Origin of the sequence: Methanobrevibacter sp., from assembly GCF_036307625.1 — an archaeon.
GTDB lineage: Archaea > Methanobacteriota > Methanobacteria > Methanobacteriales > Methanobacteriaceae > Methanocatella.
This window is the reverse complement of sequence record NZ_JAXJXF010000102.1, coordinates 18,905-31,158: the sequence shown is the minus strand read 5'-3', so window position 1 is coordinate 31,158 and position 12,254 is coordinate 18,905. Positions and strand designations below refer to the sequence as shown.

Genomic DNA, 12,254 nt, shown 5'->3' with positions numbered 1-12,254 from the left:
AAATAACATATACTTTAAAGCTAAATAATCAAAGAACATTTATTTTAATTAAGTTACATGAAAAAATAAAGAATATAACCCATCAAATCAATAAAACAAAGTAAAATAAAGAAAAAAATAAAAAAAATGAAAAATGAGTAAATTTTTCAAATTTTACATCATTGGAGGCATACCGCCCATTCCGCCCATTCCACCTGCAGGAGGCATTGGAGGCATACCACTTGCATCATTTCCACTTTCATCCGGACCAGTGGAATTTAATGCATTTCTTGCTGCAATCATATCATCAATACGTAAAATCATTTCTGATGCTTCACCAGCAGATTGAAGTGCTTGGATTTTTACTCTTAAAGGTTCGATTACACCAGCATCTTTCATATCTACTATTTCACCAGTAAATACGTTTATACCGATGAAAGGAGAATCTTCATGAGCAGCTTTTAAGTCAGCTATTAGATTAATAGTATCTAAACCTGCATTTTCAATTAAGGTACTAGGAATAATTTCTAAAGCTTCAGCATATTTTAAAATAGCTAATTGTTCTCTTCCACTTACAGATTCACCATATTCTCTTAATGCTTTAACTAAATCAATTTCACAAGCTCCTCCACCAATGAGAACAGTACCTTCTTCAATAGTAGCTGCAACAACACCTAATGCATCGTCTAATGCTCTAGCGATTTGTTCAGTCACATAACGAGTACTTCCTCTCAATACAATGGATGAAGCTTTTGGATTTTCACATTCTTCAATAAATGTTAGTTCATGGTCAAAGAGTTTGTTAAGGTATACACGTCCAGCGGAACCTAATTTATCTTCAGATAAATCTTCAATATCAGTTACTAATTTAGCACCTGTAGCTTTTGAGATTCTTTCAATATCAGATTTTTTAACTCTTTTATAAGCCATTATTCCAGCTTTTTTCAAGTAATGTTCTGCCATGTCATCAATACCTTTTTGACAGAATAAAACATTTACACCAGAGTCGATTATTTTACTTACTAAATCTCTAATCATTTGTTCTTCATTAGCTAAAAATGCTTCAAATTGGTCTGGACTGGTGATATCAAGTTTTGTATCAGTATTCATATCTTTTAATTCAATAGGATACTTCATGATTGCAATTTTTGCATCTTTAACTTCACTAGGCATATTTTTAGATAAAGGAGCTTTGTCAATTACAATACCTTCTGCCAAGAATGAATCTTCTACAGAATCTCCAGAAACTCTTTGAATATTAATATTATCTATATCAGATTTTCCATCTTCTTCAATTCTTAAAGCTGCATCAACAACTAAATCAGCTAAATGGTCTTTTGCATAATCTGATCCTTTACCACTCATTGCAGTAACTGCTACTTTTTTAAGAGTTTCCTTATCATCTGCATCAATTGCAATATCATTCAATATTTCAATTGCCTTTGCAGTAGCATTTCTAAATCCTTTAACTACAACGGAAGTTGCAATTCCATCATCTAATAATTCTTCAGCTTTACTTAATAATTCACCTGCAATAACTACAACAGAAGTGGTTCCATCTCCAACAATTTCTTCTTGTTTTTTAGCGGTTTCAACTAACATTCTAGCTGCAGGTTGATTAATTTCCATTTCTCTCATGATAGTTGCACCATCATTAGTGACAGTGACATCACCTAATGAATTAACTAACATTTTGTCCATACCTTTAGGACCTAAAGTAGTTCTTACAATACCAGCTAATACTTTAGCTGCTGTGATATTCATTCTTAAAGCATCTTTTTTTGAATATCTTTCGGTTCCTTCAGGAAGGATAAAAACTGGTTGATTTGCCATTTAATAATCACCTTTAAAATTTTTAAATAAAATAATATAAAACTAAGTTTTTATACATATATAATATGAGTTTGAGGTAATATAAAAATATTACTCATTAAAGTAACTTTAGGTGTGTTAATGTATCGAAAAATAATTGAAGAAATTAAATCCAATTTAGGGGGGAACAAAGATTTGAATAAACAATATTTATCTTCTCAAATGGAAGTTTATAAAGACCACCAATATAACAAAGAAATCCTAAAAGAGATTTCACGCATGATGTGGGATTGTCTAAGCGACTTTGAAAAAGAGGAATACACCCAAATCATTGAAAATGAAACTCCAATTATAGACATATTAAACGACATATCATATGATATTGAAAGCGGCAAATATGAACTTGCATTAGAAAAGCTTGATGAATTCATAAGTAACTTTAAACCTATTTTTGAAGATGATGAATTAAATGAATACCATTTTTTTACAAACACTTTAGAAGAAATCATATTCAGAAAATATATTGGTGCTGAAAAAGAAATTAGATACATACCTAGCAACCAACCTATTCTAGACTTATATTATATTTATGGATTTTTACTTCTTGAAGATAAACAGTTTGAAAAATCTGAAAAATATCTTAAAAAAGCAATTAAAATCAATCCAGTATCATCAAGAGTAATACTCGAATTGACCGAAATTTATAAGGTACATACATATGACTATAATAAATATTATATGTTTGTTTCAGATGCATTAAAATATGCATATTACCCTCAAGATATTGCCAGATCTTACAGGCAATTGGGTCATTACTACATGGAAGAAAACCAAATGGAAATAGCTCTAGCTTTATTTAGTTATAGTATGGAATATGAATTAAGTCCACAGGCATACAATGAAATTCACTACATCCAATCAAAAACAAATAATTTATCATTAAATCTTGATGAATGCATCAGTTTAATTAAAAGCAAAAATATTCAGATTGGAGCAAACCCATTTATTTTAGACGCACTTAATGAACTAGCTGAGGAATATGAAAAAAACAAATTATATAATCAATCATTATATTATTATAATATTATTTACAATTTGACAAAAGATAAAAGAATCAATAAAAAAATCAAAAATATAACAAATAAAATAAACTATTAAATAATATATAATATATAATATATTTTAGGTGATTTTATGTGTTCAAGCGGTGGGCCAATGGCCGATATAGATTTAAAAAAATTAAAAACAAAAAAGTACAAATGTAAAGACTGTGGAAATTCCTTTAAAGGTCTTGGAAAAAAGGTAGTTTGTCCTTCCTGTCAAAGTGACAACGTTGAAATTGCAGAGTAAATTTATTTACTCTCTTTTTTTATTTTTAAGTGATTATTATGAATATTGATTTTGAAAATGATGAAATACTATTTCTTGAAGGTGAAACCGGAACTGTAGGCATTATCAAAGTAGCCTATGAAAATAAAATGTTATTTATTGCAACACAGGACAATGAAGAAATAGTTCAATTTTTAGAATCAGATGATATCATTGCTGTTTCCAACTTTAAAAAGGATAAACGTGCAATAAGATCACAAGCATACTTAAGTCGTGAGGAATCTTCCCCAATCGTAATTTTAAATAAAGACCACCCATCCACCAAAAGACTTGAAACTGTTTTGTCAATCGGTGAGAGGGTGAATTTAAACTGCAATATTACTCCAGGAACACATCCTGAACAAGACGTTCTATGTTCCTGTGACAGTTTATCAGGACTTGAAATAGCTAAAACACCCACTGGAGTTAAATTAAATAAAAACTTTGACAAATACACTATTGAAAAATTTTAGGTTAAAAAATGCTTTTTATCGATTCATTTTACATGTTTTTAGGACAATTAGTGATTATTCTAGCGATTATTTTAATAATATTATTTATTATTGTTTTAATATTAGGGTTACTTATAATTAAAAAAGATAAAATCATATTTCCTCGATTTTTATTATATATTGTGGATTTATTATATTCCCCATTCAAAAAAATAGCCCGCTTCTTAAAACTGGATGACTATCTGATAGATGATATTTCAATAAAAGTTAGAGACGAACTCAATAAGGGAAAATTTAGACAGGTACCTGCCGAAAAAACATTGATTTTTCTGCCTCACTGTTTAAGACATAAAGATTGCCCTGCAACTTTACAAAAGGAAGGTTTAAACTGTACAGAATGCGGATTGTGCTCAATTGGAGTTATTAAAAAGAAATCTGATCCTTTAGGTTATAAATTGTATATTGTTCCAGGTTCAAGTTTTGTTAAAAAAATAGTAATGGAAAATAAATTTAAAGCCGTCATCGGTGTCGCATGCCATGAAGATCTAAGTCAAATGATGATGATGCTTTCTGATTTCTGTCCGCAAGGAGTTTTGCTTGAAAAAACAGGATGCTTCGAAACAAAAGTAAACGTTAAAAAAGTATTTGAAAAAATTGATTCCAAATACTAAAAATCAAAATATTTTATAAAATCATCAGATTCAGGAGTTTGACTAAATTCGTTAACAAACTCATGTAAATCCTTGATGAATTCTTCTTTTCTTTTATTGAAATCCTCTATTTGAGAATAATCTTTTTTAATGGACAATGACATTATTATATCCTCAGTTTCTAAGGTGATTTCAGGATATAAGTCATCTAAAAAATCTTCCATTTTATCCTCTTCCAAGTTCCTGATGTGCTCTTGCTAAATGACCAGCTGCTAATGCCCCAACAAGAGATAATTCTCCAGCTAGAACAGTACATGCAACAATTTCAGCAAATTCACGAGCTTTACCTGAACCTGCTACACCTAAAATTTCTAAACCTTCATGAGCTACTTCCAAACTGGTTCCACCACCAACGGTAGCTACTGGCAAATCTGGCAAGTTAACTGAGAAATATAAATCTCCATTTCTATTCTCAGCAGTAGTTATACCTAAAGAACCTTCAACTACATGGGCTGCATCCTGACCGGTAGCCAAAAATATGGCGGCAACCATATTAGCATAATGGGCATTGTAAGCCATGCTACCTGATGCTGCAGAACCTATTAAATTTTTAGCAATATTCACTTCGACAATCGCTTCTGCAGTGGTTTTGAGTTTTTTGGCAACGATGTCTTTAGGAATTAATATGTCTGCAACAACGCTTTTACCTCTGCCTTCAACAATATTAATGGCAGCAGGTTTTTTATCAACACAAACATTACCACTTAATGCCAAATGAGTTGCTGTGGTTTCACTTGCAAGTTTATCTAAAATCTTTTCACTGGCTATGGTAACCATATTCATACCCATACTATCGCCAGTAGAATAAACAAAGCGAGGATAAACATAATTTCCAACAATTAAGATAGGGTCTATTTTAATTAATTTACCGTGAGAGGTTGTGCTTTCTGCAAGTTCCTTTAACTCAGAAAAATTATCAATAAACCATTGCCTAATTTTTAAAGCATCAGCAGCATTTTCACATTTAATTGCTGGTGCTCTTGTCATAATATCAGAGATAACTCTTGCATTTGCACCGCCGGAAGAGGTAATTGTTGAAGCACCCCTATTAATTGATGCTACAAGTGCTCCTTCAGATGTTGCAAGGGGAACAAATACTTCACGTTGACAGTATTGTCCATTGACTTTTAAAGGACCTGCAATTCCCATAGGAAGTTGTAAAACTCCAATGGAATTTTCAATATTACGGGCAGATGCTCTTTCCATATCTAAAGTATAATTTGAGATATTGGATAATTCAACATCATATTTCTGTTCTAAAAATTCTCTTCTGATATCTGTTGCTTCTTTGGCGGAAACTTCTTTATCAACCTGATAAAGTTTCATCTCTCCTTTTAATAATTTATCAATAATTTCTTGATTTGACATTACATAACCTTTTTAAGTAAATCTACAATTTCAGACGGTTTTTTAGCTACTTCAACACCGGCATCATTTAAAGCTTTTGTTTTACTTGCAACAGTACCGGAATTTCCTTGGATAATAGCTCCTGCATGCCCCATTCTTTTACCTGGAGGTGCAGTTCTTCCAGCAATATATGATACTACAGGTTTACTCATTTCTTCCTGAATAAATTTACCTGCTCTTTCTTCTGCAGTTCCACCTATTTCACCAATCAATACAACCGCATCAGTATCATCATCCTTGTCGAATCTTTTTAATATATCAACATAATTATCTCCGGTTACAGGGTCACCACCAATACCAACAGCAGTACTTTGACCTATTCCCGCATTGGTAAGTTCACTTGCAATTTCATAAGTTAGAGTACCACTTCTTGAAATGACACCAACATTTCCTTCAGCAAAAATGTGTGTAGGCATGATACCTAACTTACCTACACCAGGAGAGATAATTCCAGGAGTATTAGGTCCAATAACAGTTGTTCCCATTTGTTTTGCATATGCCATAATTTTCATACTGTCATGAACGGGAATATGTTCTGAAATAATAATAACCAAATCCAAATGCCTAATAGCTTCAAAAGCTGCATCCTTAGCGAATTTTGCAGGAACAAAAATAATGGAAGAATTAATGTCTACTTCTTCAACAGCTTCTTCCATTGAATTAAAAATCGGAACTTGGTCTAAAAATTTTTGACCACCTTTTCCAGGTGTAAGACCTGCAACAATATTAGTATTGTATTTTAACATTTGTTCTGTATGGAATGAACCTTGTTTACCGGTTATTCCTTGAACTAAACATTTTGTATCTTCATTTAATAAAATCATATATAAAACCCCTATCTTAATATTCTAGTTTTATTCTCAAATGGAATAGACAAATCAATCACATTTCCATTCATAAAAGCAGTAGCAGAAAAAATCACACTACCCGGCAACACATTACATGTTGTCCCTCTTTTGACTAAATAAGTATTTTTATTTCCAAGTGCAGCACCAATCATTGCTCCGGCAATAACGCCAACAGATTCAATATTTTCAACTGTTGCTACTACAACAGGGTCATCGGTTTCAGATGAGACATAACCCACTCCAGGAATTTTTTTAGCTTTAGCTTCTATATAATCTGACACATCGGTGCAATTTTTCATACCCCTTGCAGCTTCAATTGCAGAATTTGCAACATCTGCGACAAAAGGTTCACCACCATATGTATCAAAACCTAAAACAATAGCATCAGGATACCTGTCTGGTCTGAATTTAGCTTCAGCATATGAAATTCCTTCACCAGCATCATCAGGATTGTCAGAAATTCCAGATAAGTCTCCTAGATTTTCTGCACTCATTTTTAAAATATCGACAATACCCTCGTTAATAGGTTCAAGCAAATCATCTTCAACAAAAGCACTAATAACAACATCATCCCCTGTGACGTTTGTTAGTGCAATATCTCTTGCCCCTAATTCTTTAACTCTATAAAGGTTATTTTCAATAGTTTCTACTAGCTTAGTACTGCATGATACATCATTTTTTGAAATATCTGCACCTATAGCCGTAATTTTCAAATTAACACCTTTCATAATTGATTGAATAAATAAATAAAATATTATTATATTTTATTGGTATATATTTTATTTTTTAATTTATATAAATATTAATATTATTTTAAACAAGATTTAATAAGAACAATTTGCAATATTATATATTAATGTATTCTCAAACTAAAATCGCAATCCCCATTTTTCAAAATGATTGTGAAAATGTAATTAAAGTGGCTGAAGATTGTATTGAAAAAGGAGCAGATGTATTGGAATTTAGAATTGATGCTCTTAAAAATCCAGATATCGATGAAATTAAAAATACGATCAAAGAAATTAATTTTCCAATGATAGCTACTAACAGAATTAGCACAGAAGGCGGTTCTTTTAAAGGTTCAGAAGAAGAAAGATTTAATATATTATACCAATGTGCTGATTTGGTTGAATATGTGGACATTGAACTTCAAAGCAATGATGAATATATTGAAAAACTTCACAAAACCCAAGCAAAAACAATTATTTCATACCATGACTTTGAAAAAACTCCAGATTTGAATGAAATAATGTATATTGTCGAAAAGGAACAGGAGCTCGGCGACATTGCTAAAGTAGCTTTTATGCCAAAAGACCTGGAAGATACATTAACTATACTTGCAGTCCTTTCACATTGTGAAAATACCATAGCAATTTCCATGGGAGATTTGGGAAGTTATACAAGAGTTATGGCATCCAAATTCAATTCCCCAATTACATTTGCAGCTGGAACTGACGTTACCGCACCCGGCCAAATCGATATTGAAACAATGAAGGCATTGCTCAACATGGATTTGAACATAATGGACGAGTGATTCAAATGGCTAAAAAAATTATTTTGGCTGTCATCATAATTATTTTTCTTTCTATTTTTGCACTGACATATATCTCTAAAGATCACGTTGACATTTACATTGATGGTGAAAATGTTACTGTCGCAACACATACATTAAGCAACATCAATTCACAGCAGCTAAACAAGGAAATATGCGATTATACCATAAATGCAATGAATGATTCTTCATCAAATATTACGACTTTAAAAAATGGAATCCAACATATCTGCTCAAGTTATGGATTAAAAAATCCTGAAATTAAAGTTGATTCAAGCATTGGTGAAAATCAAATTCCTGTTTTGGTACATGTTAGCGGAACCTCAATGCTCCCGACATTACAGGACGGTGAAATCCTAATCATCAATAAAACAAAAAATATCCACGTTGGAGATATTGTTGTAGCCAATTCTGAAGAATATGGTGGGATAATAAAAAGGGTAGGCGAAATTAAAGGTGATGAAGTTTATTTAGAAAGCGACAACAAAAATGTCAGTTATGAATTCATAAACGGAACATTATATGAAATTAAAGGCGTAACCACCTGGACAAATATCGCCAATATTAATGGAGTAGTTATGAACTACTAAAAAAAAAAGAGAATAGAGAAAATAATGTAAAATTACATTATCTTCAAAAATGCCTTATCTAGTTGAGACCATCTTATACAGCACGGTCTCCCTCTTCACCGGTTCTTATTCTAATCACATTGTCCATCGGATAAATGAATATTTTCCCATCTCCAATGTTGCCGGTATATGCACTTTCCTTAATGGCATTAACGATAAGGTCAACACCTTCATCTTTTACGACAATTTCTATACGTGTTTTTGGAATCAAATCAATACAATAGCTTGATCCCCTATAAGATTCTTTAATACCTCTCTGACTTCCCCTTCCTTTTACCTCGGATACGTTCATCCCTTCGCATCCTACTTCCAGAAGGGCGTTTTTAACATCCTGATATTTTTCTTGTCTAATAATTGCAACAATACTTTTCATAATTACACCTAGTTAAAATTATATGCAGATTCTTCATGAAGATTTGTATCAAGTCCACCAATCTCTTCATATTCCTCTACTCTTATACCTTTCATAGCCTTATCTAGAACTTTTGCAAGTATAAAGCTTATTGTAAATGAGTAAGCTAAAGTTGCAACAACACTGATAAGTTGTATTAAAACTTGTTCTGGATTTCCTGCAATTAATCCAGAAACTCCACCAATGGAAGGCACTGCAAAAATTCCGGTTGCTATTGCTCCCCATACACCAGACATTCCATGTATTCCCCATACATCCAAAGCATCGTCGTAACCAAGTTTTGATTTTAAACGATAAATTGCGAAATAAGATACAAAAGGAGCTATTGCACCAATACATATTGCACCGAAAACATCTACAAAACCTGCTGCTGGAGTAATAGCTACAAGCCCTGCAACAGCACCGGATATTGCACCCAATACTGTCGGTTTTCCAACAACATAAGTATCCAAACAGGTCCAAACAATCAAACCTAAAGCAGCTGCAACATTTGAAACGATAATTGCATTTGCTGCAAGACCATCTGCTGCTAAACCTGATCCTCCGTTGAATCCCATCCATCCAAACCAAAGCAATGCAGCACCTAAAACTGCATATCCTAGATTATGTGGTATTAATGAAGTATCTTTTCTTTTTCCAAGAACCAATGCGACAGCCAATGCTGCTGCTCCTGAATTCATATGAACGACAGCACCTCCTGCAAAATCAAGTGCTCCCATCTGCATTAGCCATCCTTCTCCCCATACCCAATGGGCAACAGGGATGTATACTAAACAAACCCAAACTATAACAAAAACAATCCATGCTTTTATTTTCATTCTTCCAACGAGTGCTCCAGAAATTAATGCAACAGTTAAACCTGCAAAAGCACATTGGAACATAACAAATAATAATGTTGGAATTGTTCCATTCAAATCATCTAATGCAATTCCCTGTAAGAAGAAATTTGTTGGTGATCCAATAATTCCCATTATATCACTACCAAATGCGAATTGATAACCGAATATCACCCAAATTACACTTACAATTGAAAATGCGATAAAAGTTAAAAAAATTGTATTTAAAACATTCTTACGTTTACTTAATCCTCCATAAAAAAATGCAACAGCTGGAATACTCATAAGCAATACTAAAAGAGTACAAATAAGAACCCATGCTGTGTCACCTGCACTAAAAACGACCATTATATCTTACTCTATATTATTAAATTAATTGAAAATTTACTTCCACTTCGCCGGAAGTAATATGTCGGAAGTATCTTTCCGACAATTAACTATTAATTAACATAGTATATAAATTTAATGGAAAAACCATGAAAAACAAACGGAAAAATTTCTTCCGACCGCAAATAAATTAGAAAATATTGAAAAAATTAATCAACTGCTTAAAAGAAATTTCGATAAAAAAAATTAAAACCTATAAAATAAAAAATAAAGGATTTTTAATAAGTATTAAATATAACATAGAAATAAAAATAATAATAGTATAAATTAGCAAATTTATAACTGATAAATTGAATAAACAAAAAAAGTGTTATTATGAAAGAGTCAATAAAAGCAAATTTAATAGTGTTTTTTATAATAGCAATCTTTGCATTTTGCATCAGCAGTGCGTTTGTAAATTTAACAGTTAATGAAAAGACTGATTCATATAAATTAATTTCAATTGAAAATAATTCATTTAAACCAGTTTTGATTAAAGAAGTACCAACAATTATCAAAACAAAAAATGTTACAAACACTACAAACACTACAAACAGCTCATATAACACTACAAATTCATACAAAAATCATACAAATTACCAAGGGGACAATTATTCGTATTATTACAATAGAAATTACTGGGAGTATTGATGAAATGGGTGAAAAAAAGAAATTTATCAGAGACAGCGTATATGGAGACATAAGCTTAACCAAATTCGAAGAAAAAATTATGGACATGCCACAGTTTCAACGTTTAAGAAGAATAAAGCAATTAGGTTTAATTAGCTTAATATATCCTGGAGCAAACCATACTAGATTTGAACATTCTGTTGGAACAATGAATTTAGGGTCAAAATTAGCGACAGAATTGGATTTGTCCAATGATGAAATAGAATTAATCAGAGTTTCATCCCTCTTACATGATATTGGACACGGTCCGTTTTCTCATGTATCAGAAGGCGTTTTATCAGTACCCCATGAAGAGCTAACCAAATATGTGGTTACAAAAACATCCATGAGAGATTTGCTTGAAGAAAAATTTGACGTGAACGAAATTGTTGACATTGTAAACGGAAATGGGCATCTCGGACCTATAGTGTCCGGAGAGCTTGATGTTGACAGAATGGATTATCTTTTAAGGGATTCTCATAATACCGGTGTGGCTTATGGAGTTATTGATTATGAAAGAATAATTTCTAACTTAAAATTAGAAGACGGTTTGATACTGAATATCAAAGGAGTTCAGGCCGCAGAAGGGGCGTTAGTATCCAGATATTTCATGTATCCTAGCGTATATCAACACCATACTACCCGTATTGTCAATTCAATGTTTAGAAGAAGCCTTAAAAAAGTAATTGATGATGGAATAATCAATGAAAAAGATATTTACAAGTACGACGATAATGATATCGTTTCAATATTCAGAAACTGCGAAAACAAATTTGCAAATGAAATAATGTCTAGATTGGATAATAGAAAACTATTAAAAAGAGTTAAAACAATTAGATTGGACAACTTCAAAGTTCCAGAAAAAATGTATAAGATTCACAGCGATGAATTGAGAAAGGCAGAACGTGAAATAGCTGAAGATTATGACATAGAAAAAGATTATGTTTTCATAAATATTGCCGAATACCCTCGCTTTGATGAAATGAAAACTCAAGTCGATTTGGACGGCAAATTATATCCATTAACAGAAATTTCCAATATAATTTCAGCGCTTAGCAAAGCCAGATTCAACATACCAGACATTAGCATCTATGTTCCCGAAGAGGAAAAGCCAAAATTTGAAAAATTCAAACTGGAACAATATCTGGACTTACCTGAAATCGATAAGGAAAAATTCCATGGAATTCATTATGACCAAATTAAACTATTTTAGG

Annotated in this window: 15 protein-coding genes; 8 read left to right on the top strand and 7 right to left on the bottom strand. The window is 32.0% G+C overall.

Going from position 1 to position 12,254, the window contains the following annotated elements:
- Positions 1–153 precede the first annotated feature (153 nt).
- On the bottom strand, positions 154–1,812 hold the full coding sequence (thsA, locus tag UIB65_RS06645) for a thermosome subunit alpha (RefSeq protein WP_330040418.1): 1,659 nt from the start codon (positions 1,810–1,812) through the stop codon (positions 154–156).
- Between the two features lie 120 nt (positions 1,813–1,932).
- Here thsA and UIB65_RS06640 point away from each other — a divergent pair, with 120 nt between their 5' ends.
- The 4 genes from UIB65_RS06640 (at position 1,933) to UIB65_RS06625 (ending at position 4,282) form a co-directional block, all read left to right on the top strand.
- Positions 1,933–2,949: a hypothetical protein gene (locus UIB65_RS06640; protein ID WP_330040416.1), complete on the top strand. Its 1,017-nt coding sequence runs from the start codon at positions 1,933–1,935 to the stop codon at positions 2,947–2,949.
- 36 nt (positions 2,950–2,985) lie between these two features.
- Complete coding sequence (locus tag UIB65_RS06635; protein ID WP_330040414.1) at positions 2,986–3,141, top strand: hypothetical protein; 156 nt, start codon at positions 2,986–2,988, stop codon at positions 3,139–3,141.
- A 38-nt stretch (positions 3,142–3,179) separates the two neighbouring features.
- A complete protein-coding gene (locus UIB65_RS06630; RefSeq protein ID WP_330040412.1) occupies positions 3,180–3,632 on the top strand; it encodes a hypothetical protein in 453 nt (150 codons plus the stop codon).
- Between the two features lie 161 nt (positions 3,633–3,793).
- Positions 3,794–4,282 carry a DUF116 domain-containing protein gene (locus UIB65_RS06625; protein ID WP_330040410.1) on the top strand — a complete coding sequence of 163 codons (489 nt, stop codon included), beginning with the start codon at positions 3,794–3,796 and terminating at the stop codon, positions 4,280–4,282.
- On the opposite strand, the gene UIB65_RS06620 is transcribed toward UIB65_RS06625, so the two are convergent.
- The 4 genes from UIB65_RS06620 to UIB65_RS06605 are packed head-to-tail and all read right to left on the bottom strand — an operon-like array spanning position 4,279 to position 7,289.
- Positions 4,279–4,485, bottom strand: a complete 207-nt coding sequence (locus tag UIB65_RS06620) for a hypothetical protein (RefSeq protein WP_330040408.1) — start codon at positions 4,483–4,485, stop codon at positions 4,279–4,281. The two genes, UIB65_RS06625 and UIB65_RS06620, sit on opposite strands and share 4 nt — an antisense overlap.
- 1 nt (position 4,486) lies before the next feature.
- On the bottom strand, positions 4,487–5,689 hold the full coding sequence (gene hmgA / locus UIB65_RS06615) for a hydroxymethylglutaryl-CoA reductase (NADPH) (RefSeq protein WP_330040406.1): 1,203 nt from the start codon (positions 5,687–5,689) through the stop codon (positions 4,487–4,489).
- Positions 5,689–6,552, bottom strand: coding sequence for a succinate--CoA ligase subunit alpha (gene sucD, locus UIB65_RS06610; protein WP_330040404.1), 864 nt, complete (start codon positions 6,550–6,552; stop codon positions 5,689–5,691). Before sucD ends, hmgA begins: the two co-directional genes overlap by 1 nt.
- Positions 6,553–6,563: 11 nt before the next feature.
- Entirely contained in the window at positions 6,564–7,289 is a 726-nt protein-coding gene (locus UIB65_RS06605) for a hypothetical protein (RefSeq protein ID WP_330040401.1), read from the bottom strand.
- 143 nt (positions 7,290–7,432) lie between these two features.
- On the opposite strand from UIB65_RS06605, the gene aroD reads away from it, so the two are divergent.
- Both aroD and UIB65_RS06595 read left to right on the top strand, forming a co-directional pair.
- Positions 7,433–8,110, top strand: a complete 678-nt coding sequence (gene aroD / locus UIB65_RS06600; RefSeq protein WP_330040400.1) for a type I 3-dehydroquinate dehydratase — start codon at positions 7,433–7,435, stop codon at positions 8,108–8,110.
- Positions 8,111–8,115: 5 nt separating this feature from the next.
- Positions 8,116–8,718, top strand: coding sequence for a S24/S26 family peptidase (locus tag UIB65_RS06595; RefSeq protein ID WP_330040398.1), 603 nt, complete (start codon positions 8,116–8,118; stop codon positions 8,716–8,718).
- Positions 8,719–8,791: 73 nt separating this feature from the next.
- Here UIB65_RS06595 and UIB65_RS06590 read toward each other — a convergent pair whose 3' ends face one another.
- Together UIB65_RS06590 and UIB65_RS06585 are read right to left on the bottom strand one after the other, a co-directional pair.
- Positions 8,792–9,130 carry a P-II family nitrogen regulator gene (locus tag UIB65_RS06590; RefSeq protein ID WP_330040397.1) on the bottom strand — a complete coding sequence of 113 codons (339 nt, stop codon included), beginning with the start codon at positions 9,128–9,130 and terminating at the stop codon, positions 8,792–8,794.
- Positions 9,131–9,138: 8 nt separating this feature from the next.
- The gene (locus UIB65_RS06585; RefSeq protein WP_330040396.1) at positions 9,139–10,353 is read right to left on the bottom strand and encodes an ammonium transporter; all 1,215 of its coding nucleotides are present in this window, start codon (positions 10,351–10,353) and stop codon (positions 9,139–9,141) included.
- A gap of 354 nt (positions 10,354–10,707) precedes the next feature.
- Between UIB65_RS06585 and UIB65_RS06580 the strand changes: the two genes are divergently transcribed.
- Both UIB65_RS06580 and UIB65_RS06575 read left to right on the top strand, forming a co-directional pair.
- Positions 10,708–11,022: a hypothetical protein gene (locus UIB65_RS06580; RefSeq protein ID WP_330040395.1), complete on the top strand. Its 315-nt coding sequence runs from the start codon at positions 10,708–10,710 to the stop codon at positions 11,020–11,022.
- A gap of 4 nt (positions 11,023–11,026) precedes the next feature.
- Positions 11,027–12,253, top strand: coding sequence for an HD domain-containing protein (locus UIB65_RS06575; protein ID WP_330040393.1), 1,227 nt, complete (start codon positions 11,027–11,029; stop codon positions 12,251–12,253).
- Position 12,254: the final 1 nt, after the last annotated feature.

What these genes read in the sequence shown, in the direction of transcription:
- UIB65_RS06580 (WP_330040395.1), top strand. Translation starts at nt 10,708, where the DNA reads ATGAAAGAGTCAATAAAAGCAAATTTAATAGTGTTTTTTATAATAGCA.
- UIB65_RS06620 (WP_330040408.1), bottom strand. Translation starts at nt 4,485, where the DNA reads ATGGAAGATTTTTTAGATGACTTATATCCTGAAATCACCTTAGAAACT.
- UIB65_RS06640 (WP_330040416.1), top strand. Translation starts at nt 1,933, where the DNA reads ATGTATCGAAAAATAATTGAAGAAATTAAATCCAATTTAGGGGGGAAC.
- UIB65_RS06585 (WP_330040396.1), bottom strand. Translation starts at nt 10,353, where the DNA reads ATGGTCGTTTTTAGTGCAGGTGACACAGCATGGGTTCTTATTTGTACT.
- UIB65_RS06635 (WP_330040414.1), top strand. Translation starts at nt 2,986, where the DNA reads ATGTGTTCAAGCGGTGGGCCAATGGCCGATATAGATTTAAAAAAATTA.
- aroD (WP_330040400.1), top strand. Translation starts at nt 7,433, where the DNA reads ATGTATTCTCAAACTAAAATCGCAATCCCCATTTTTCAAAATGATTGT.
- UIB65_RS06575 (WP_330040393.1), top strand. Translation starts at nt 11,027, where the DNA reads ATGGGTGAAAAAAAGAAATTTATCAGAGACAGCGTATATGGAGACATA.
- UIB65_RS06590 (WP_330040397.1), bottom strand. Translation starts at nt 9,130, where the DNA reads ATGAAAAGTATTGTTGCAATTATTAGACAAGAAAAATATCAGGATGTT.
- sucD (WP_330040404.1), bottom strand. Translation starts at nt 6,552, where the DNA reads ATGATTTTATTAAATGAAGATACAAAATGTTTAGTTCAAGGAATAACC.
- UIB65_RS06595 (WP_330040398.1), top strand. Translation starts at nt 8,116, where the DNA reads ATGGCTAAAAAAATTATTTTGGCTGTCATCATAATTATTTTTCTTTCT.
- UIB65_RS06630 (WP_330040412.1), top strand. Translation starts at nt 3,180, where the DNA reads ATGAATATTGATTTTGAAAATGATGAAATACTATTTCTTGAAGGTGAA.
- hmgA (WP_330040406.1), bottom strand. Translation starts at nt 5,689, where the DNA reads ATGTCAAATCAAGAAATTATTGATAAATTATTAAAAGGAGAGATGAAA.
- thsA (WP_330040418.1), bottom strand. Translation starts at nt 1,812, where the DNA reads ATGGCAAATCAACCAGTTTTTATCCTTCCTGAAGGAACCGAAAGATAT.